General features: G+C 68.8%; 14 protein-coding genes. 1 reads left to right on the forward strand and 13 read right to left on the reverse strand.

Annotation, left to right across the window (positions count from 1 at the left end; genetic code table 11):
* From VFE28_04240 to VFE28_04265, 6 genes are all read right to left on the reverse strand, one after another.
* The coding region (locus VFE28_04240) for an amidohydrolase family protein (protein HZM15191.1) at nucleotides 1–1,146 on the reverse strand (1,146 nt) is incomplete at its 3' end.
* A gap of 80 nt (nucleotides 1,147–1,226) precedes the next feature.
* Nucleotides 1,227–2,909, reverse strand: a complete 1,683-nt coding sequence (locus tag VFE28_04245) for a hypothetical protein (protein ID HZM15192.1) — start codon at nucleotides 2,907–2,909, stop codon at nucleotides 1,227–1,229.
* Nucleotides 2,897–3,739 (reverse strand): hypothetical protein, encoded by an 843-nt coding sequence (locus VFE28_04250; protein ID HZM15193.1) that lies wholly within the window; start codon nucleotides 3,737–3,739, stop codon nucleotides 2,897–2,899. The genes VFE28_04245 and VFE28_04250 overlap by 13 nt, the downstream gene beginning before the upstream one ends.
* A gap of 2 nt (nucleotides 3,740–3,741) precedes the next feature.
* Nucleotides 3,742–5,406 carry a lamin tail domain-containing protein gene (locus VFE28_04255; protein HZM15194.1) on the reverse strand — a complete coding sequence of 555 codons (1,665 nt, stop codon included), beginning with the start codon at nucleotides 5,404–5,406 and terminating at the stop codon, nucleotides 3,742–3,744.
* Nucleotides 5,407–5,473: 67 nt separating this feature from the next.
* Nucleotides 5,474–7,693, reverse strand: coding sequence for a hypothetical protein (locus tag VFE28_04260; protein ID HZM15195.1), 2,220 nt, complete (start codon nucleotides 7,691–7,693; stop codon nucleotides 5,474–5,476).
* Between the two features lie 195 nt (nucleotides 7,694–7,888).
* Nucleotides 7,889–8,311 (reverse strand): STAS domain-containing protein, encoded by a 423-nt coding sequence (locus tag VFE28_04265; GenBank protein HZM15196.1) that lies wholly within the window; start codon nucleotides 8,309–8,311, stop codon nucleotides 7,889–7,891.
* A gap of 628 nt (nucleotides 8,312–8,939) precedes the next feature.
* Here VFE28_04265 and VFE28_04270 point away from each other — a divergent pair.
* A complete protein-coding gene (locus VFE28_04270) occupies nucleotides 8,940–11,387 on the forward strand; it encodes an LAGLIDADG family homing endonuclease (protein HZM15197.1) in 2,448 nt (815 codons plus the stop codon).
* Between the two features lie 3 nt (nucleotides 11,388–11,390).
* Here VFE28_04270 and VFE28_04275 read toward each other — a convergent pair whose 3' ends face one another.
* From VFE28_04275 to ppdK, 7 genes are all read right to left on the reverse strand, one after another.
* Nucleotides 11,391–11,810, reverse strand: coding sequence for a glycogen-binding domain-containing protein (locus tag VFE28_04275; GenBank protein ID HZM15198.1), 420 nt, complete (start codon nucleotides 11,808–11,810; stop codon nucleotides 11,391–11,393).
* A gap of 83 nt (nucleotides 11,811–11,893) precedes the next feature.
* Nucleotides 11,894–13,969 (reverse strand): glycogen-binding domain-containing protein, encoded by a 2,076-nt coding sequence (locus VFE28_04280; GenBank protein ID HZM15199.1) that lies wholly within the window; start codon nucleotides 13,967–13,969, stop codon nucleotides 11,894–11,896.
* Nucleotides 13,970–14,139: 170 nt separating this feature from the next.
* Nucleotides 14,140–15,702, reverse strand: a complete 1,563-nt coding sequence (locus VFE28_04285; protein HZM15200.1) for a hypothetical protein — start codon at nucleotides 15,700–15,702, stop codon at nucleotides 14,140–14,142.
* Nucleotides 15,692–16,702, reverse strand: a complete 1,011-nt coding sequence (locus tag VFE28_04290; protein HZM15201.1) for a hypothetical protein — start codon at nucleotides 16,700–16,702, stop codon at nucleotides 15,692–15,694. The genes VFE28_04285 and VFE28_04290 overlap by 11 nt, the downstream gene beginning before the upstream one ends.
* Nucleotides 16,702–18,000 carry a hypothetical protein gene (locus VFE28_04295; protein ID HZM15202.1) on the reverse strand — a complete coding sequence of 433 codons (1,299 nt, stop codon included), beginning with the start codon at nucleotides 17,998–18,000 and terminating at the stop codon, nucleotides 16,702–16,704. The genes VFE28_04290 and VFE28_04295 overlap by 1 nt, the downstream gene beginning before the upstream one ends.
* Nucleotides 17,972–18,430: a DUF4388 domain-containing protein gene (locus VFE28_04300; GenBank protein HZM15203.1), complete on the reverse strand. Its 459-nt coding sequence runs from the start codon at nucleotides 18,428–18,430 to the stop codon at nucleotides 17,972–17,974. The genes VFE28_04295 and VFE28_04300 overlap by 29 nt, the downstream gene beginning before the upstream one ends.
* Entirely contained in the window at nucleotides 18,427–21,093 is a 2,667-nt protein-coding gene (ppdK, locus tag VFE28_04305; GenBank protein HZM15204.1) for a pyruvate, phosphate dikinase, read from the reverse strand. Before ppdK ends, VFE28_04300 begins: the two co-directional genes overlap by 4 nt.
* Nucleotides 21,094–21,130: the final 37 nt, after the last annotated feature.

Consider the following 21,130-nt stretch of genomic DNA (forward strand, 5'->3'; position numbering starts at 1 on the left):
CGCCTCGGTGCACGGTGTCGGCGGGACATACCGCGTCACCACGACGTCCGCCGGCGCTCCCGGAAGAATCCGCCCGAGGAGTGGCAACCGTCCCGCCGCCAAGCTCGGATTTCCCTGCAACAAGCACTCGGCGATGACGTCGCCGCTGCCGAGACGCGGCTGCTGGCGTTGCAGCAGGATCGCCGCGCGCGCTTCCGCCAGCAGTCCGGCGCCGTAAGCGTCGGTGCCGAGCACTACCTGAGCACCCGCACGAGCCATCGCTCCGGGATCGGCGCGGCCGACGCCGTTGTTCATGTTCGAGCGCGCATTGTGGGCGATGGCGACGCCCTGCGCCGCGAGGGCGCGAATCTCCGCCGCGTCCAGGTGCACCCCGTGCGCCACGATGGCGCCAGGTTCGAGGAGTCCGAAACGTGTGAGGCGCTCGACCACGCCCGTACCTTGTCTGGCCCCGGACACTCGATCGACGCCGTCCTCGGCCCCGTGCACGTGCACGGCGAGGCCGTGCGTCCGGGCCACAGCCGCGGCTTCTTCCAGGGTGGCATCGGAGAGAGTGAAGGAAGCATGCAGGCCGAGCATCGTGCCCAAGCGGAAAGGCGGGCTCCAGCCGGTCTCGGCTTGGCGCACGTTCTCAGCCAAGGCCTGCCGCGCCGCTTCCTTGCCAGCGCGATCGGAGATTTCGAAGCAGACGACGCTGCGGACTCCCACCTGCTCCAGGCCCGAGGCGACCTGCTCCAGCGAGCCGGCGATGCAACCATAGCTGGCGTGATGATCGAAGAGCGTCGTGACCCCAAGCCGCAAGCTGTCTCGCGCCGCCAGCATGGCGGAGAGCTGCACGTCCTCCGCTTCGAGGCAAGCGTCGAGGCGCCACCAGAGCGTCTCCAACAAGGCAGCGAAGTCGATTGCCGCGGCGCCAGCATCCATGCCGCGGGCCAGACTGCTGTAGCAGTGCGTGTGGGCGTTGATCAGGCCGGGGAAGACGAGGCCGCCGGCGGCATCGATTCTTTCCGCATGGACATCGCGGGGCTCCGGATCGTCGAGAACGGCGGCGACGATCCCGTCGTCGAGGACGAGGCTCGCCGCGGCGAGGAAAGGCGCGCCCGGATGCAGGGTGAGTAGGCGCGCGTTGGCGATCAGCGTGCGTGGCACGGGGCACCTCGTGCTTCTTCCCTCGGGGAAGCTAGCGTATAGCCAAGTCCCAGTCAAACAAAGGACTTGGGCCGTCCGCTTCAAGGGATTTGCAGGCGTCCGAGGAGGGCCCAATCCAGGCGTTCAGGCCGGTCTCCAGCGAAGGTGCGGGCGCAGCGCACACCCCAGGCGAAACCATGAGTCTGTAGGCGGAGCGCCAGAGCGCCGCGCAGGCCATCACCCGTGAGCCGCCGCGACACGAAGCCGGCACCGATCCCGGGCTCGGGGACGGTGGGAGCGGCGACGCCACGCGGAGCGCTGAAACTGGTCAGCGCTGCTTGCACTTGGAACACGCCGCGCCGGTGCTCGAAATGTGCCTGCCAGGCACTCCCGGTGGCGAGATCTCCCGCAGCGGCGTTCTCTGCCGCCCGGTAATCCACGGCGAGGCTGGTCCGAGTGTCGAGACGACGGACGAGGCGAAGCACGAGACCGCGGTCCCGCTCCGTTTCTACCAACGCCGGGTTTTCTACCTCCAAGGCAGCGATCCGCACGCGTCGCTGGTGGAGACGCAGCTCGAAGCTCTCCGCCTGGAACTGCCAGAGGGCCGAGAGACGCTGCTCGAAGGTCTGCCTCTGTGTCCCCAACGAATCGCTCCGTGTGGTGCGACCGAGCGCCAATTCCCAGCGCGCGCCGCCCCAGCGGACGCCACCCTGCAGAAACGCCTGGCGCGCCTCCGTGCGACCCGTGCTGGCGGTGACACCCGCCAGAGGGGCGAGCCTTGCTGCAGGTGTCGCTTGCAAACGCCCGGCGAGGCGCGCCCGGGACCAGCGCCGCTCCGCGGCGAGAGCGGCTCCCCAGGCACCATCGCCAGGGGCGACCTCGGCTTCGACGTGTGTTCGCGGCGTGTCGACGGACCAAGCGAGGCTCGTCCACTGCCGGTCACCCGACGCGAGCCAACCGGCGCTCAGTCCCTGTCCGCGTCCGAGGGCGAGCCGGGCGAGCGCGCCCGTCCGCTGGGCGCCGTCACCTTCGCCCCGGGCGAGAACGAGACGCAGCGCCGACCAGCGCAAGGTCGTGGCGGCACCACGCAGCCCGCGCGATGTCGTCGCGGCGTCGCTGCCCCAGGCGCCTCGACCCCGCCGCAAGGGTGCACTGGACGCGCCGACGTCAGCGGCGCTGCTCCACCACAAGAGTCCTTGGGCGTGACCGACCCGGAAATCGCCGGCCACGAGGTCGAATCGCGGCGATTCGAGGGCGATGAAGCCGCCGGCCAGTGCCCGCGACTCGGGATCGGAGCGGAACCCGCCGCGCAGGTGCGCTGACTCGGCCCGCAGCAAGATCTCGCGTTTGTTGGGAGCGACGAGACTGCGCACCTGCGTATGCCACGACGGCCCCGAGGCGGGGATGCGCACGAAGGGACGCAAGCGCTCGACGAGATCCGCATCCCACCCCGGCAGGCGGGCCAGTGCGTCCCAGTTCGCCAAGGGTCGCGCCTGCTGCAGCGCTTCGAGGTGCGCCGGTGACAGCCACGGCAAGGCGAGGAGCGGTGTCAACGCGCCGCGGTTCAGATCCATCGGCTCGAGGAGAAGTTGGTCGAGAGCGGACAGCGTCGCCGGGTCGAAACTCTCCTCCGCTGCCTGGTCGTGGACGGTGAGGATGGCGCCCAGAAGGGAGGAATCCGGCGGCGTTCGCACCGCCAGCTCCGCTTCGACCACGGGATGCGCCCCAGCGCAGCCCATGCAGGCGAAAACGGCGACCCCGAGCACTGGTTTCAGCGGGCGCATTCGAGCGTCCACGCGTGGCTCCAACCGAGTTCGGGATGCGCGACGGTCCCATAGTGGAGTCGCCAGGGCCCCACGCCGGCGACGAGGCCGCCGCTCGCCGCCTCCGTCGCCACGTCGTAACCGCAGAGCACAGCGAAACTGGATTCGTCGCCCCAAAGGAGGGCGGCACGCGTCTGCACCGGCAGGCCGGGATGGCGCTCCAGCTGCACCTGCACTTGCAATCCCGCCTGCAGGGCGCAGGCTGCCGCCACGGCCACGCTCGGTGCGAGCGCGCTGAGATCGCTTCCGCCCATGCAGGCCAGGCGCAAGCGCCCACCCCAACGTGCGCCGAGCCCGAGCCTGGCCTCCGCGTCGTGCCAAGCGTCGTAGCGCGCAAAGCGGTGCTCTCGAACACCGAGAGCGAGGCCAGCCCGCCAGGCGCGGCTCCCTGCCTGCAACGCCAGCGAGGCTCTGGTATCGCGATGCACATCGCTCCGTTCCTGCACGCAGGCGAGCGCCCAGGCCCGATGCGCTCCCCCAGAGCGGAAACTCGCCCGCTGCTCCACCAGGCTGCTGCCGAGGAATTCCCAGGTGGAACCCGCTTGCGCCGCCCATCCTGGAGCCACGAGAGCTCCCGGGGAGAGCTCGAGGCGGTGGAGCATGGAGATGCCGCCGAGGGCGAGGGAGCGCGCGTCAGCGCCCTCCCAGGCGGCGAGCGCGGAGGGCAGAGAGACGGCGGCCGCACCGAGCAGAGAGAGCAACGGCATCCACGCCGACGGCGCTTTGCGCCAGCAGCCGCTGCAGCGGTCGCCATTCCGTGACTCGAGACGCCATCCGATGCTCGCGGGCATTCTCAACGCCGCACCAAGCCGATGGTGCGCAATTGTGTCGCACTCGGCCCACCTACGAGCTCGAGCCGCAGCACATAGACGCCTGTCTCGAGACTCCGGCCCGCGTCGTCGTTGCCGTCCCACACGAACCGTCGCGGCCCCGGCCCGAGACGATCCCCCGCCAACAGCCGCCGTCGCCGGCCACTCGTGTCGAACAGCGCGAGCTGGAAACCGGTGTGCGAAGCCGGCACTTCAAAGGCGACGGCAAGCAAGTCTTCCTGCCCATCGCCGTCGGGAGAGAAGGGGTTGGGCTGCAGGACGAGCTCGGTGCTCCAGCCCGGGGGCGCGCTGGCGCTGTTCTCCCGACCCGGCGTCGAGCCACTACGGTCCTTGCACGGAGCCCAAAGCAGGCCGCGCGCATCGGGATCGGCGGTCAAGCGTTCCAGGCTGCGACCGCGCTCGCTCCCCCAGGCGGCGCTGTAGGTCACGGCGTCTTGCACGAGTCCCGTCCGGTCGCGCAGCACGAGCACGTCCGCGAAGCCCGTGTCGTCGTCGGTGTTGTTGAGCGACGGCCAGGGGGAAACGGCGACGCGAAGCACTGTTTCCGCGAGCCCAGGGATGGCGCTCGTCGAATCCGCAGCGAGAATGGCGCGTTCGCCCGGAGCGAGGGGGCGCGAAGCACGCAAACTCACCGGATGTCCGGTGGCATCCGCCAGCGTCCAGCCCGCGAGATCGTGCGGCCGGCCGTCACGGTTCCCCACCTCGATCCATTCGGGTGCCCCTGCACTGGGCGCGAAGAGGATCTCCTGGATGAGAACCGGCCCGCCTCCGAAGCGGAGCCACAGCGAAGCCGCGTGGTCCGTGCTGTCCTCATCGGCGCCGTGCAGGAGGACTTCGAGCCGAAAAAGACCCAGCTCGCCGCTCCAGGAGAGCGCCTGGCTGGTGCTGTCCCCCGGAGCGAGCGCCGGGCTCGCACCGCGCACCGTGAGAGCCTGCGCTGGCCCGAGGACCACAGCGTCGAGATACGGTTCGCCTCGGACGGGGAGGAGCCGACCCTCGACGCTGTAACTCCCGGAGGCCAGGGTTTCGATGCCGGTGTTCCGCACCTGCGCCAGCACTTCCACCGGCCGGAAAGGCCAGAGTCGCGCTGGAGCCGGTGGCACGAGGCGGACGGCGAAGGCGCGCCGGGCGGCGTTGCGCCGCCCCGGTGTGGGTGTGGCGCCGCGGAAGTCGGCGGCGTTGACCTCGGTGTCGACACCGTCGGGAAACCGGGCCAGGCTGGCACCGGACACGTCGGGGGCGGGAGCGCCCTCGTAGTACTCGGGAAACGTGTGCGCGCCGTAACCCAGCAGATCGAGGCTCCGGCCCTGCTGCCAGAGCCGCACCGCATCGGGGCCGTTCTGCAGGCTCGCTTCCAATGTCGCCGTACGCACCGCGACACTGTCGCCGCCAATGACGAGCAAGGCCTGCGGCCCGAGGCTGTCGCCGCTGGCGCGCCAGACCGTCCGCCAGCTGCCCGCGCGCGCCCCGTCGCCTACCTGAAGTTCCAAGCCGGCGAGTGGCAAGGCCGCGGTCGAGAGGTTGAGCACCTCGACGTATTCCTTGCCGCCGTCGGCGCCGGCGGGATCGTAGAGCACTTCGTTGACGACGAGCGTCGCCAGAACGCCGAGGGTCGGAAACAGGGGCACGTCGCGGGAGAATCGCGAGGAGGCCTACGGCATGCCGTGCACCCGGGACGGCATGCCCCGCCGACCGCTACAGCATGCCGCGCCGCTTGCGGAGCAGCCACTCGGCGGCCAGGAAGATCACGAAGGCGAAGAACAGCCAGGCCGAGTTCCACACCTCGATCTCGCTGTGCAGGAGGACGGGTAGCGGGTTGCGTGGCAGGTCGCGTGCCATCGACGCGGCGTCCTCGAGAGCGGCGTAGCGTCCCCCGGTGCGGGCCGCGAGCTCGCGGAGGAAGTCGACATCCTGGCTGGTGTTGGCGAACTCGACGGAATACGTCTCCACGGTGAACTCCGTCGTGTCACGCCCGGCTTCGGCGCCCTGCATGGTGGCCACGGCCTCGGTGTCGTATTCCCCCGGAGCCAGGCCGGCGCGGCTGCCGAAGTATTCGCCGGGCTTCCCGGCGCGACGTTCGAGGAGCAGCGTCGCCGCCGTTTCGCGGTTGCCGTCCCGGCGGCGGATCTCGAGCCGCACCTCGGCGTCGGGGACGGGCTGGAGCTGCGCGTCCAGGACCTGGGCGACGAAGTCCACGCTCTCGCCGCCCTCGTACACGGGCTTCGACGTTTGCACCTGCACGGGCTTCACGTCCTGCGGTTGCGTCAACCAGCGCACCAGGTGCGAGACCACCTGGCCCAGCGTCCGGCGCAATGGTTCGTTCTCGTGGAAGCCCCAGCGCCAGAACGGAAAGGCCGCCCAGGCGCCGGTGCGACCGCTGCCGTAGCGGCCGACGGCGAGCACCGGGGGTGATTGCGGCTCGTCGGTCGCGAGGAGCACCAGGGCACCGGGCTTGGGACGCAGCTCCGCGTGGCGGCCGAGCAGCGGCGGTACCTGCGCCATGAGGCCCTCGGCGTCGGCGCTTTCGGCGAGCGGCGCCGTCACCGGGTGCAAGCGCCCCTGCGGTGTGAGCCGCGGTGCTTGCACCGCGTAGCGCAGCGGCTGCCGCCCGGAACGTTGCAGCGGCAGCGCGTCGGCGAGCGCCTCGAAGGCGCCGGAAACCGTGTAGATACTCTCCCTTCCCGCGAGAACGAGAAGGCCGTGGCCGCGCTCCACCGCGCGCACCAAGCCGGCGTAGAAGGTCGGCGGCACCGCCGCACCCGGCGCGCCGAGGATGAAGAGGTCGTATTCCTGCAGCGCCGTCGCCTCGAGAGGCAGGAGGAAGCGCTTGCCGTCTTCGCTGCGGATCAGATTCCCCTTCTCGTCCGCATGCACCAGCGTGAGATCGACGCTCGGATCGTCGCGGAGCGTGCGGGCCAAGTACGCCACGTCCCAATCGGGCGCGGCGGCGAGGAAAAGGACGCGCAAGCGGTTCTTCAGCACCTCGATGCGGATCTCGCGGGCGTTGTTGCTCTTGCTCTGCTCGCCCTCTTGCGGCTCCAGGACGAGACGAAAGCGCTTGCGTCCAGGCTCGTGCAGCGGCAGCGGAATCTCCACCTGGGTGCGGCCGTGATCCTGCTCGAAGTGCAATTCCTGGCGGAAGATCTCGCGGTCCCCTTCGAAGAGACGCAACGGCACGCTCTTGCCGCGGAAACCGGAGTTCTCCACCCGGACCTGCAGCAGGGCTTCACTCTCCACGTAGGCGATCGGCGCGTAGTCGCAGCGGTCGATGGCGAGATCGGCGGCGCGGAGCGTGTCGCCGACGCCGAGGACGAACACCGGCCGCCCGAGACCGGCGACGCCGCCGGCATCCATGCCACCTCGCGTCGGGCGGCCGTCGGAGACGAGTACCAGAGCCTGGAGGTTCTCGCCGGCCAGCCGGTCCGCCGTGTCGCGCAAGGGGCCTACCACGTCCGTGGCGCCGCCACCGGCTTCCCGCGACGACTCCAAATAGCTCCCCGGTTGCAGCGCCGCTTCCGCTCGGCCCGCGAAGGGAACCACCTCGACCTGCACATCGGCGCGCCGCAATTCCTCCCACAGGCTGCCGATCGCCGCCTGCGCCCGGGAGCTCCGGGTGCGCTGCGCTGCCACGGAGCCGGGGTCGACGACGGACATGCTGGCCGACTCGTCCACGAGGACGGCGACCTTCGGCGGACGGGGCTCGCGCCGCACGCGGTCCACGACCGGGCTGGCGAGTACGAGGAGGAGAACGAAAAAGGAAAGGGTGCGGAGGGTGACGAAGAGGGCCCGCGAACGGCCCTCGAGCGGCGGCGTGGTGGATCGGGTCCCGAACCAGGCGAGGGCCAGAGCACCTGGCAAGAGCAGGAGCGGCCAGAGGCTACCGAAGCTCCAGTGCAGCATGGCCACGAGCGGCAACCTACGCTCCTCGCTCCCCTTGCGCCGGCCGGCGCGACCACCCCAGTGGACTCCATGCACCTACCCCTGGGCAAGCGCCGGAGTTCCGGAAGAGACAGGGAGCATGCGGGGTGCCCGAACGCCAGGGGCGCTCGACGCGGGAAGGAAGACGATCCGAGGTGGCGCTGGCGGCGGCCGGCGGCGAGCCGGCAGCGTTCACGGGTTGCGCTTGCCGCCGGTAGGGAGTTCTTCGCGCCGGGTGCTCTTCTGTACCTTCGCCGGCCCGCCCTCGAAGGCGGAGAGCGCCTCGTCCACGCTCTCGTGGGCGTCGATGATGTGGCCGAAGCCCAGGAGATCGAAGACATCGCGCACATCGGGACGCATGCCGGCGATCTTCAAGCCGCCGCCGTTCTCACGGATGTCCTTGATCTTGCTGATGAAGACACCCCAGCCGGCGGAGCTGATGTAGCCCACCTTGGTCAGGTCGACGATGACGCGATAGACCCCTTGGCGCAGGATCGAGTCGATGGCTTCGTCCATGTTCAGAGAGGTCGCGCTATCGACGTATCCGTCCAGGGAGAGGACGGCGATGTTTCGGTTCGCACCGACCTTCTCCACGTTGTACTCGAGCGAACGCATGCCCACCTCCTCGAAAGCGTAGTCATCCTGGCGGAGCAAGGTTCGGTCCAGGGGCATTCGTCTGGATCATGGGCACGAATGCGCCGCGCGCCGGAATCCTCGCTCCTTGGGCGCCCGCAACAGGCATGCACGAAGTGCGCCTCGTCGTTGCCAGGCGCGGAGCCGGAATCCTTGCACCCTGACCCTGCGCGGAGATGGATGCGTGCGGACTCGAGCGGTCTGATCCCGAGCAGTCGGCGCCTCGGCTGGTGCCATAATCACCGCTGCCCGCCAGCAGTCATGAGTCCCCTCGTCGCTACGCTCTGCACCGTGTCCGCCACCGTCTTGTGACGCTCGTCGTCGGTGGCTGGCGGCTGGTATACTGCGTGGCAACATGGCAACGAAGCCCCGCGTGGCGGTCCTGCGCGTCACACCCGAAACCATCCTGGACGACATCGACCGGCTCCTCGACCTGGCCGGGGTACGCCAAGCCATGGACCCGTCCGCCACCACCATCCTCAAGGACAACATCTCCTGGCACTTCCCGTTTCCGGCGGCCAACACCACCCCCTGGCAGCTGGAAGGAACGATCCTGGCGCTGCGCAAGGCCGGCTTCGCCGACCTCGCTGCGGTGCAGAACAAGACGGTGGTGACCAACGCCTTCAAGGGCGAGGACCTCAATCACTATGTCCCCATCTTCCGCCGCTACGGCGTTCCCGTGCTCTACAACTTTCGTGACGAGGACATGAAGTGGATCGAGTACCGGCCGAAGGCCAAGATGCTCGTCCTCGACAAGATCTATCCCGAGGGCATCCGCATTCCGGATTACTTCGTCGGCAAGAACATCGTTCACTTGCCGACCACGAAGTGCGTGGCCGGCGACACGGAGATCATTCGGGGCGACGGCACCCGAGCCACGATCCGCGACCTGTTTCAACAGGCCGTCGCTGCGGGGGGTGTGGTCGAGGTCGATGGGGATCTCAGGTGCCGAACCCAAGTATCCGTATTGGCCATGGATGCCCAGGGGCGAATCAGGCCGTTCCGGGCGTCCTGGCTCTGGCGCACACAGCGCCAAGCCAGAAAGGTCCTCGCACTTCGAACACGCTCTGGCCGGACAGTCCTGGCGACAGAAGATCACCTTTTCTGGACTCCTCAAGGCTGGCGGCGGCTAGGAAACCTCGCGGCGGGCGAGCATGTCGCGATCGGAAGGCATCTGGATGTCCGAGGAAGGTCGCAGCCGTTGCCGCAAACCCACGCCGCCATCCAACCCTTCCCCAAGAAGGCCCGGGCCGGACGGAAATACTCCGAAGAGTTCTGCCAGGAGATTCTAGATCGCTACGCCGTTGGCGAAACCGTGACCGCGATCGCCTCGGCCAAGAATATTCGCTGGCAGACGGTGCAGAGCATTCTAAGACGGCACGAAGTAGTGCTTCGCCGCAATGTCGCCCGCCCTCGGATTCCTCGATCCACTTCCTCGGAATTCTGGCGCTGGATCGGTTATTTCATTGCCGAGGGTTGCATCGAACAAGGTGCGCGGGGCAGTTACAAACTCTGGTGGTCGAATTGCGATCCGCGCATCCGTCACGATTTCACCCACCTCTCGACTGATCTCTTCGGAATGACGCCGAAGGCACATCGCAGCAACCCCGGGATGCACATTTACAGCCGGAATCTAGCTCTGTTCCTGGGGGAGTTGGGGCTGCCCCTGCCGTTGAAGGCGAACAATAAGCAGGTTCCCGAGCACCTGTTCCGCTGTCCCGACGACCAGGTTGCCTCCTTCCTTTCGGCCTACCTCGATGGAGACGGGTTCGTCAGCAGCCGGCAAGCCGAGGTCACTGCGACCACCAAAAGCAGGCGCCTCGCCATGGACCTCCAAGTGCTCTTCGCGAGGCTGGGCGCCGTGGCGTTTGGCAGAGAGATTCTGCAAGCTCTTCCCGGTTGGTCGGCCCCGCGCACGTACTATCAGGTGAGTGTGCGCGGGGAAAGCATGGCTCGGCTGCAGAGACATTTGCACTTGCGACACCCGCGGAAGGCCAACCGCTTCGAGGACCAGGCGAAGCGTTTTCTCTCGGGGAAGCGCCAGACAACCTGGGACGTCGTGCCTTTGGACCCGGGCTCGGTTCGAGGGGTTCGCGAAGGACTGCGTATGACACAGGCCGCGACCGGAGTCTCCTCGTCGATCAACATGGTGGAGAATGCTCATGGTCGACCCACGCCCCGAGTTGCGCTTACGATTCTGGAAAGCCTCGCTCGACACGACAAGAACAGTAGATTCTCCGATACGTTGGCTGACATGAATGCCCTTGCGAGTCCGGATCTGGCCTGGGACAGCGTGGCCGAGGTGCGCGAAATCGACGGATCACAGATCGATCTGTATGACCTGACCGTTCCCGAAGCGGAATCGTTCGTGGGCAACGGCCTGGTCCTGCACAACTGCCACATCTATACGACGACGACCGGAGCGATGAAGAACGCCTTCGGCGGACTTCTGAACACCAAGCGGCACTACACGCACAGCTGGATCCACGCCACTCTGGTGGACCTGCTCGCGATCCAGAAGGAGATCCATCCCGGCCTCTTCGCGGTCGTGGATGGCACCACGGCCGGGAACGGTCCCGGGCCGCGGACAATGTTCCCGGTGGTGAAGAACTTCATGCTGGCGAGCGCCGACCAGGTGGCGGTCGACGCCGTCTCCGCCAAGATGATGGGCTTCGACCCGATGTCGATCGACTACATCCGCCTCGGCCACGAGAGCGGGCTTGGGGTCGGCCGCACGACGGAGATCGAGGTCGTGGGTGTCGACGTGAGCCAAGAGAATTGGGGCTTCCGCGTCGGCGACAACGGCGCGAGCCGCGTCGGCGACCTGCTCTGGTTCGGACCGCTCCGAGGGGTGCAGAACTTCTTCTTCCGCACACCGCTCGTGAACCTCTTTATTCTGGGTTCCGAGGCCTACCACGACTTCTACCGCTGGCCGGCCCGGGACCGGCGCGTCTTCGAACGCTGGCTGCGCGAGACGGGCTGGGGGCATCTGTTCGCTGCGTACGCCGGCGGCGAGCCGGTGACGGCGGGTGGCGCTACAAGCAGCGCTCGGAGCTAGAGGTCAGGGGACGACGAGTAGCGAGACGAAGCTGCCCTGATCGTCGGCGACGCGCTGCGGATTGCTCGGATCGAGCATCCAGAAGTGGCCATCCACCAAAAACAGGTATTCGTAACGGCCGGGACCGAGGTCGACCTGCAACGTCCAGAGACCCTCTTCGTCCCGTTCCATCAGGCCCACTCTCGTGCCGCTCGTCCAGTCGCGGCCACGGAGCGCCAGGTTCGTCGCCCAGCTCCCCGCCACCTGCACCACCTGTGCCGACGGGTCGCGGTAGCGGAAGGTCACGGTCCCGGAAGCGATCTCGGGAGAGCGCGGTGCCGAGGGCCGCGGCAGACAGGCGCTGCTCCAGCAGAGCGCGAGAACGAACCCTAGGTGAACGAGTGACAGCGCCCCTGCAGCCGCAACGGCACTGCGGGCTGGCATCCCGCCGTGTCGCCAGGCGCGGCCTCGCCTCCGCCGGGGCCCGGAGCGAGCGGGCTGCATACGCACCTCCTCGAAGCGCGGCATCAGAACTGGATCCGCGCCTCGACCGTGAGCCGGCGTTCCAGCTGCAGGTCGTGCTCGGCGCGCTCCATGCGGTCCCCGAGACCGACCGGGTCGGTGAAGGCCGCCCCAGGGGACGCGCCGTCATCGAACAAGAACTGATCCCAGCCGATATCCATATACGTGTTCCGCACTTCGTAGACCACGTACGGGTCGACACCGAAGCCCAGAGAGATGTCGGACCGCTCCGAGATCTGGTAGACGAGCTCCACGAAGTGAGCGGAGAGCGTGCGATAGTCGTGGGTGGCGCCGGGGATGTCGTTCACCGCCAGAGCGCCGGCCTCGAAGTGCGGCCCCGGACCGAGAGACGCCACGATGCCGGGGTCGCTGGTCTCGAAGCGCCGGAAGGTGGCGAAGCGCGAATGGGTCTGCAAGCGCAGCGGCCCCGCGACGTCGATGCCGAAGCGAAGAACGGTTTCCACGTAGCGCGGCGCCTGGTCGAACCCGGGGCTCGAGGCGGTGCAGCGCAGCGACGCATCCAAGTGTCGCGCCGACCACAGTTGCCGCGAGGCTTCGAGGGACGCCGTGGCCGCCTCGTCCAGTCCGAGAAGAACGAAGCGCTCGTAGCCGGCCTTGCTCTCGTCGAGCCAGAGATTGTGCCGGCGGAACCAGAACTGCGTCTCCCAGGTGGAACCAGCGGGATAGTCGTACCAGTCCTGGGCGAGGTCGAGCTGCAGGCGCATGCCGGCGAGGCGCCCCTCCAGCCCCAAGCTCGCCCCGTGACGGCGGATGAGGATCGGCGTTCCCGTCACCAGGGCGTCGTAGTCGTGCTCCTCGTAGTCGTAGCGCAGGCTCGGCCGGAAATCGCGCCGTTCGATGGCGGGAGACACGGTGAACACGACGCGCCGGCTCTCGTCGAGGTCGAAGCTGCCCTCCGCCGCCGTCTGCGGCCCGAAGCTGGCTTGCACCGCGCCGGTGGTGCTATCGAAGCGTGCTTCCTCGAGCACCTGCTGGCGCTCCGCCTCGGCCCGCCGATCGGCGCTCATGTACTCCGCCACCCAGTGCAAGCCGGCGAAGGGCAGACGCAGGTCCGCGTTCCAAGCGCTCCAGCGCTCCACCGTCTCCACCTGCCGCCCGCTCGCGAAGGCACCGCCCGCGTCCGCCTGCACCACGCCTTCGCTCAGCAGCCCGGGGAAAACGCCGCGGTCCAGCCGGTAGGCGAGGCCGAGACCGCGCGCCTCCGAGCCGGCACGCAGGCGGATGGCGAAGGTGTCACCGTTGCGCCGGGTGTCCACGGCGCTGTAGGTCGCGAAGGCCGTCCCTGCCGGTGGCGGGGTCTCCAGATCCGGGAGTTGAAGCGTGAGGCTGCTGTCGGTCGCGGCCTCGGTGTTGTCGGAGTAGAAGAACTCGAACGGCGCGCCCAAGAGCGGACGCCGCAGCAGGACCCCTCGCCGCTCGTACCCGAAGCTGTCGTCATAGATGCCGATCTTCCCCACCAGCGACCCTGGATCCTCGAAATCCGTCACGTTGGTGTTGTCGAAGAGGCGGACTTCGAACGCCTCCGGGCGCCAGAGCATGAGACCGCGGTCGTAGCGCAGGCTGGTGCGCGACAGCGGCTCACCCTCTTCCCGATTGTTGAAGTTGGTGAGGAACCAGCCGGTGACATCCTCCCCGATGTCCACCTCGAGCCGCAGGTCCACGTCGTGCAGCGGGCGTTCCAGGTCCCAGCGCCCGAGCTCCGGCTGCCGCCGCATGGTGATGAAGCCCAGATAGCGGAGGAGCCAGCGGATCTCGTTCTTGCCCCCGGTGCTCGTCGTTTCGCTTTCCCCCGGGGCGCCCAGGGGCAGCACCGCGCCGCCGGCACCGACGCGCACCATGGAGTTGCCATTCTCCGACACATCCGGGTTGTCAGGGTCGAGCTTCCACTCGTTGTCGACGTAGAACTTGTACTCGTACGTCCCGGGGTCGAGGAAGACAGAGGCCGCCCAAGTGCCGTCCGCCTCCAGATCGAGGGGAGTCGCGGTAGGACTCCAGCCGTTGAAGTCGCCGACGAGAAACACCGCCTGGGCCGGAGGGCCGGTATAGACGAAGCGCACCACGCCATCGCCGCTCGTCGGGCGCCCCTGCGTGGCGCTGGGGAGGCAAAGACAGAGAAGCAAGCAGACGCGGAGGATGGGGCCGAACGCAGCGGGGTGTCGCCTGCGGCGAGGGCGTTCGCGCCCGTTACCGGGCCCCGTCTCGAGCGCTGAAATCAAGACATGAGAACGGATTAGAACCACCCCCTCAGGTGCAGTCGCAAGACGTCACGGAGATCTGCAGTCAACACGTCGGCATCGAGCGCCGGATCGGAGCGGTCTCCGATCCAATCGGGGCCGTACTGCAGCGCCATCTCGAAGTGAGGCAAGTGCCAGTACTGCACGGCGACGAAAAAGGAGCGGTGCAGGCGGTCCGGAACGCGGGCCCAGGTGGCGCGGGCGAGGGTCTGCAGGCGCGACGACAGCCGGAGGCCGCCCTCGAGGATAAAGGCGTCGCGTCGCTCCGGCGTGTCGAGAGAGAAGGCGGCCCACTGTGCCCGGAGACGCGTCGGTCCGTCCGCAGCGCGCAGCTCGAGGAGGAGATCGTTGAAGTGCTCCTCGTTGCCGTCCGTTTCGTCGCGCACCCGCGACTGCGTGTAGAGCACGCGGCCGCCCACGTCCTGCAAGAGCGGAGCCTCGATTTCGCTCTCCTGGCGGAGGACACGCCGGGAGGCGTCGCGGAACTGCACCTCGCGATCGTAGGCATAGCGCAGCCACACAGGCCACTGCGGCAGCTCGTACCAGGCTTCCAGCCGATGGCCTTCGAGACCGCGTCGCGGACTTCCCGGCTCGGGTCCGGGGTGGAGCAGCGCCTCTTCGTGCTCGGCCCCGATGGCGCGGTAGGACGGCGCGAACCCCACCCAACCCCACCGCGTGTTCCCGAGACGCGGGGCGCGCAGCTCGGCGCGTAGCGCCGCTTTCTCGGACATTTCCTCGGTCAAGGGTCCACCGGAGGCGCCGAAGCTCGCGGACTCCGTCGGCGGGCTCGTGCCCAAGGCCGGAGGAAAGAACGCCTCCGTGGTGAGCACGGAGTAGTCCGCTTGCGCCAGCACCCCACCCACGAAGGCGCGCACATCGACACCCAGTTGATCGCGGCGCACCACACCCGCCCCTTGGGGATCCATCGCCGGATCGTGGCGCAAGAAGGTGCCGCCGATGCGCAGGCCGAGCCTGCCGCTCTTGTCGCCACGGAAGCGGAGCAGGAGCAAGCGCTCGTCCGCGCCCTCGGCGCCGGAAAAGGAGCCGCTGCCGTCGGCGGCGAGGAGCAAGAGCAGGCCGTTCTTGCCCTGCAGTCCGGCGCGCAGGCCCTGGACGTCCTCGCCCAGAGCGAGAGGCGACACCGGAGCGCCGAGGCCATGATCCAACCAGAGCGAGCCGGGCTGGCGGGCGAAGAGCCGGAGCCCGAGGCTGTCGCCACGCACGGCGCGGGCGAAGAGGAGCGAGGCCTCGCGCAGCTCGAACTTCGGTGCTTCTTCATCCTGAAAGGCGGCATCGAGACGGGCCCCGAAGCGCACGAAAGCGTCGAGACCAGCGAGCGGCGCATAGCGCAGCTTGAGCTCCGCCAGCGTCGTGTCCTCCCGCGCCGAATCCCAGTCCCAGGCGAAAACGCCGGCTTGCTTGCGCAGCGTCATGCCGAATCCGAGGCTGCCGCCGAGCTGCAGCTCCGCCGCGGAGCGTGCCGGCAGGAGCCCGAGTCCGAGCCCGAGCGCCCAAGCGGGCGCGGCCCCGAGGTGACGTCTTCCCTTCCTAGTAGGCATCGAAGCCGTCCCCCGCCTCGCCGCGCAACGCCCCGAAGCCGACCAAGAGGCCGACGCGCGTCACGAGGCCCAGTTCTCGCTGCATGCGGAAGCTCGGTTCGAGGCGGAATTGCCGCCAACGGACGCCGAGACCGGTGGAGACCGCCTGGCGCGAAACACCGAAGCGGAGGTCGAGGCTGCTGCCGACGTGGAGCTCGGCGCCAAAGCGGCTCTCCGTCGGTTGTCCGGCCCACTCGCTGCGGGTGAAGTGGAGTTGCGCTTCGGGCCGGATACGCAGCGTAACGCCCCATTCGTACTCCGACTCGAGAGCCGTCACCGAGCCTCCCGGGACCAGGTCGAAGCGCGGCCGGCCCAGGTTCCGCACGCTCGCCCCCAGGGTGACGTTCGGAATGGGGGCGAGGAGCAGACCCAAGTCGCCGGTGAGGTGGGTCTCGGACGGTGCAGAGCCGCCGAAGGCCGCCGCTTCGGCCCCATCCACACCGACGCGCGCCACCTTCAACGTCGCCCCGGCGGCGATGAAGGCACCGAGGGTACGCCGCACCAGATGGCGCGAGATGGAGACGGCGAAGAGATCTTCCCGGAGTGTGCCTTCGAGACGGGTGGCGCTCCAACCCGCGCCGGCGGAAAGGAAACGCGTGTGCAGCACGGTGCCGGCGAAGAGATGTTGCAAGCCCTCGAGATCCGGGGCCCGTTCCACGGTGAAGAGTGCCTGATGCTGCGGGACACGGACGAGCCCGGCCGGATTCCAGTAAAGCGCCGAGGCATCGTCGGCGACCGAGACGAAGTTGTCGCCCAGCGCCAGGGCTCGCGTGCCGACGCGATGCCAGTCGAAGAAGGCGGCGGCAGGAACGGCGGCAAGCAGGAGACCAACGCAGATGCCGGCGCGGGCGAGAAGCCGACGCCGCCCCGAGACCTGGGCGCGGAGCCAACACCCTCTGCGCCCGGCGCGACGGGATAGCTGTCGCCGCGCCGCGGCGATTCTTCGCCCCAGCCGGCGCATCAATGCACCACCGCGAGGGTGCGCTGCGCCCGCACCGTTTGCGTTCCCGGGCTGGTGCCGGCGGTGAGGCGCAAGACATAGTAGCCACCGCGAACGGGGTGGCCCGCGGCATCGCGCCCGTCCCAGCGCCAGCGCGAAGGCACAGTGCTGCAATCGACGCCGCTCCCGGAGCAGGTCACCGGTTCATCCTGCAGCAGCTCGACGATGCGCTCGCCCTGCAAGGTCGAGATCACCGAGGTCACGTAGAGGACGGCGGGGACGGTACCGCGCGGGCGGAGCGCGAAGGCAACGGCGAGATCGCGGTCCGGCACGACCAAGCGCGTCGGCGCCTGGGAGGGATCGCCATCGCGGAAGGTGACGAGGTCCACCTCGAAGGCGCCCGCCGGCGGCGCCGTCGCTGGGGCATCGGGAACGAAACGTGGCGCCGACTGTTCCTGCAGCGCGAAACCGAAGCGGACGAAGTGCGGCGGACCCGCGGTGCTCCAGTCCACCCGCGCGGCGCGATCGATGTTCACCGAGAGCGTGGCGTCGAGGGAAAGAGCCGCGCTGGGATCAGGGGCCACGTCGGCAGCACCCAGTCCGTCCTCTCGGTGCACGAGCGCAGCGGCCAGGCGCAACCCCTGCGCTGCCGCCGTCGCCGGCAGGACGAACATCGGCCCCTCCGGCCCCAGGCTGTCCGGGTTGATGGCGAAGGGGGCCTCGGGGAAGAGCTCCGTCCACGGAATCGCCGCCTCGACGGTGCCCGTCTCCGCACCCAAGGCGAAGCTCGAGCGCGCTTCGTAGTGCTCCGTGCCCAGGCGCTGCAGCGCCTCGCGCCCGGCGACACGCCACAGCTCCGGCACCGCCTGTCCCTCGCGCAAAGCGAGGACGAGGTCGGGCCGGAGCTCCGGCCCGAAGTGCAGCGCGCGCCGCCAGCTCTCGACGCTGCTCATGTCTTCCAAGCCGCCGGATCGATGGTCCAGGAAGACGAGCAGGGCGTGGCCGCCGAGGCTGCCGGTCACCGCGACGTAGAGGCGCGCCGCATCCCAGGTGACGAGGATCTGCAGGAGCTCCTGGCGGCTGGACCAGGCAGAATCGTCGGCAGGTTCTTCCTCGGCGCTGCAGGAATCGACGACCGCCGTGGAGCAAGTGCGGAAGACCGCGTCGAGCGGATCCCAGCCGCTCAAGACGCCGTCGACGACCAGCGTGGTCGACAGGTCGGCGGCCGAGCGCGCTTCCGCCGCCGTACCCGAGCAGAGCACGGCGAGGGCGACACCGAGCGCCGCGCTTCTACCTGCCCTGCTCGCCTGCCACACCACCCCGCACCCGATCCATCTGCGTCATGCACTCGAGGAGCAGCCCCTCGACCTCGAGAGGCGCGCCTTCCACCTCGGCCGTCGCGCCGTGCCGGAAAGAGAACCCGCCTTGCCGCCAGGCGAGGACCCGGGCCACGGTATCGCGCACCGGTTCCGGCAACGCCGGCGGTTCCGGCGGCGCCACCGCGCTGCGACTGCGGCCGCGGCCGCGGCCGGCTCCGGGAGTTGTCGCCGCGCGACGGCGCTGGCCCCGGCCCGAGCCGAGCTGGGCCGCCACGATCTTGCCGCCGCGGAGAAAAACCTCACCGCGCGCCCCGGCGCTCTGCAGCACGAGCACTCCATCGGCGCGGACGAGCGCCAGGATCTGCAGCACGATCTCCGGCGCGAAGCGCGCGAGATCTCCCTGCAGAGAGGCTTGCGGCCGGGCGCTCACGCTTCCCGTACCGTCGCTTGCGCCGCCGCGAGTCGCGCCACGGGCACGCGGAAAGGCGAGCAACTCACGTAGTCCAGCCCCACGGAATGGAAGAACTCCACCGAGGGCGGGTCGCCGCCGTGCTCGCCGCAGACACCCACCTTGAGCTGCGGCCGCGCCGCGCGCCCGCGTTCCGTGGCCAAGCGCACCATGGCGCCGACGCCTTGGATGTCGAGGCTCTCGAAGGGATTCCGCGGCAGGAAGCCCTGCTCGACGTAGGTGGGCAGGAAGACCTCGGCGTCGTCGCGGCTGTAGCCGTAGACGAGCTGGGTGAGATCGTTGGTTCCGAAGCTGAAGAACTCGGCGTATTCGGCGATGCGGTCCGCCACCAGCACCGCCCGGGGCACCTCGATCATCGTGCCGACGAGGAACGGCACCGGCTGCGTCCCGGCGAAGAGGCGCTCGGCCACCTCGCGCACCAGCAGCTCCAGTCGCCGGTACTCCTCGGTGATGCCGATGAGGGGCAGCATGATCTCCGGCACGGCGCGGATGCCGCGGCGCGACACCTCGAGGGCAGCCTCGAGGATTGCTTCTGCTTGCATCTCGTAGATCTCGGGGAAGGTGATCCCGAGCCGGGCACCGCGGTGGCCGAGCATGGGGTTCATCTCCCGCAGGCTCTCGCTCCGGCGCCAGACATCGGCAGCCGGCATCCCGAGCTCGCGCGCCAGGGACTCCGCCTCCGGCTGGGTGTGCGGCACGAACTCGTGCAGCGGCGGGTCGAGGAGCCGGATGGTGACTGGCAACCCGTCCATGGCTTCGAAGATGCCGACGAAATCGCTGCGCTGCATGGGCTTCAGACGCGCCAACGCCTCCCGGCGCTCGGTGGCGTCCTTGGCCAAGATCATCTTGCGCACCCAGGGCAAACGTTCCTCACCGAAGAACATGTGCTCCGTCCGGCAGAGACCGATGCCCTCGGCGCCGAGTTTGCGGGCGGCCTCCGCATCTTTCGGCGTGTCGGCGTTGGTGCGCACGCGCATGCGGCGGTACTTGTCCGCCCAGGTCATGACCAGCTCGTAATCGCCGGAAAGTTCGGGCTCCACCGTCGGCACCGTGCCTTCGTAGACGTTGCCCAAGGTGCCATCCAGCGTCAGCACGTCGCCAGCGCGGAACACCCGCGGGCCGTTCCGGGTCGCGAAAGTGGCGGTCCCGGCGGCGGCGTCGACGCTGAGGGCGCCGCAGCCGGCCACGCAGACCCGGCCCATGCCGCGCGCCACCACGGCGGCGTGCGAGGTGCGGCCGCCGCGGGCGGTGAGGATGCCTCGAGCGACCGCCATCCCCTCGATGTCCTCCGGGCTGGTCTCGGTGCGCACCAGCAGCACCGCTTTGCCCGCCGCGGTCGCCTCCACCGCGGCGTCGGCGTCGAAGACGATGGCTCCGGAAGCCGCCCCGGGTGAAGCGTTCAAGCCCTTGGCGAGGAGCGTGGCGCGCGCCGCCGGATCGATGCGCGGGTGGAGCAGCTGCACCAGGTGCGTCTCCGCGTCGACACGCAGCAGGGCCTCCCGTTCCTGGAGCAATCCCTCTCGCACCAGGTCGGCAGCGATGCGGACCGCGGCGAGGCCGGTGCGCTTCCCGGAGCGCGTCTGCAGCATCCAGAGTTTGCCGCGCTCCACGGTGAACTCGAGATCCAGCATGTCCTTGTAGTGACGCTCGAGCTTGTCGCGGTAACTGCATAATTCCGCAAAAGCTTTCGGCATCACCTCTTCCAGGGCGAGCTGGCCTTCCTCGTGCGCCTGCGCTTGCGTCAGGGGGAAGGGGGTACGGATGCCGGCCACCACGTCTTCACCCTGGGCGTTGGTGAGGTACTCGCCGTAGAACTGGTTCTCCCCGGTGCTCGGATCGCGGGTGAAGGCGACACCGGTGGCGGAGTCCTCGCCCATGTTGCCGAAAACCATGGCCTGGACGTTGGCAGCCGTACCCCAGTCGTGCGGGATGCGGTTGAGGCGCCGGTAGGACATGGCGCGGTCGTTGTACCAGGAGGCGAACACGGCGCGGATGGCGGCCCAGAGCTGCTCTTCCGGATTGGAGGGAAAGGGCGAACCGGTCCGCTGCAGCACCCGCTCCTTGTAGAGTCGGGTGAGATGCTGCAGGTCCTCCGCCGTGAGCTCCGTGTCCAGCTTCACGCCGCGCTGGCGCTTGAGATCCCCCAGGAGCTGCTCGAAATCCTCGTGCGGCACCTCGAGCACCACGTCGCCGAACATCTGCAGGAAGCGACGGTAGCTGTCCCAGCCGAAGCGCGGGTTCCCGGTCATGTCGATGAGGCCGCGCACGGTCTCGTCGTTGAGACCGAGGTTGAGGATGGTGTCCATCATGCCAGGCATGGAAGCCCGGGCGCCGGAACGCACCGAAACCAAGAGCGGTGCCTTCACGTCGCCGAACGTCCGCCCCAGGATGGTGCCGACGCGCTTCAAGGCCTCGAGGGCTTGCGCCTGCAGCTCCGGCCGCAGGACGCGGCCTTCGTTGTAGAAGCGGATGCACTCCGCCGTGGTCATCGTGAAGCCCGGAGGCACGGGCAAACCGAGACGCGTCATCTCGGCGAGGCCCGCGCCCTTGCCGCCGAGCAACGCTTTCATCGTGCCGTCGCCGTCTGCCGTGCCGCTGCCGAAGAAATAGACCGCCCGCTCCATCTCCGCATCACCTCTTGGGAAGACCCGGCTCTCTCTA

This window comes from Candidatus Krumholzibacteriia bacterium (genome assembly GCA_035649275.1).
Taxonomy (GTDB): Bacteria; Krumholzibacteriota; Krumholzibacteriia.